Origin of the sequence: Arthrobacter vasquezii (assembly GCF_029455255.1) — a bacterium.
GTDB lineage: Bacteria > Actinomycetota > Actinomycetes > Actinomycetales > Micrococcaceae > Arthrobacter_D > Arthrobacter_D parietis.
The window spans coordinates 1-532 of record NZ_JAROKN010000141.1 but is presented as its reverse complement, the minus strand read 5'-3'; the positions used below and the strand labels follow the sequence as shown (position 1 = coordinate 532).

Genomic DNA, 532 nt, shown 5'->3' with positions numbered 1-532 from the left:
ATATGCGCCAATTGCGATTCCAGGTGCACGCACCCGTCTTCCAGAGCTTGGATCGCACCCTCGATGTCTTCACGCTGCGACTTCAGGGCCTCGATGCGCTCGCGGAATTTTTTGAGTGAGCGGGCCATCTGCGCCGCGCCGCCGTCCTTCTCGTCGTAGAGCTCGAGGATTTCCCTGATCTCCGACAGGCTGAAGCCGACCCGCTTGCCACGCAGGATCAGCTGCAACCGAGCACGGTCGCGGTGATTGTAGACGCGGTTCATGCCGTCGCGGGCTGGGGCGAGCAGCCCCTTGTCCTCGTAGAAGCGCAGGGCGCGCGGGGTGACTTTGAACTCCACGCACAGCTGGCGGATGGTGAAGGTCCGCTCGGGTCGACGCAGTTCCGGGCGCATGCTCGGCCTCCCTTATTGGATTTCCTTGCGGCGCATAATTGCCCCTTACGTAAGCGTAAAGTCAACACCCCACGCCGTCGAAGCCGTAGATGATCTTGCGTGTGAGAACGGCTATCAGCTTGGCAAGTCTGGACAGGCGA

At 61.5% G+C, this 532-nt stretch carries 1 protein-coding gene; it reads right to left on the bottom strand.

The features are described 5' to 3' along the window. Positions 1-392: MerR family transcriptional regulator (locus tag P4U43_RS17990; protein WP_277359962.1), on the bottom strand; the 392-nt coding region annotated here is incomplete at its 3' end. Between the last annotated feature and the right edge of the window lie 140 nt (positions 393-532).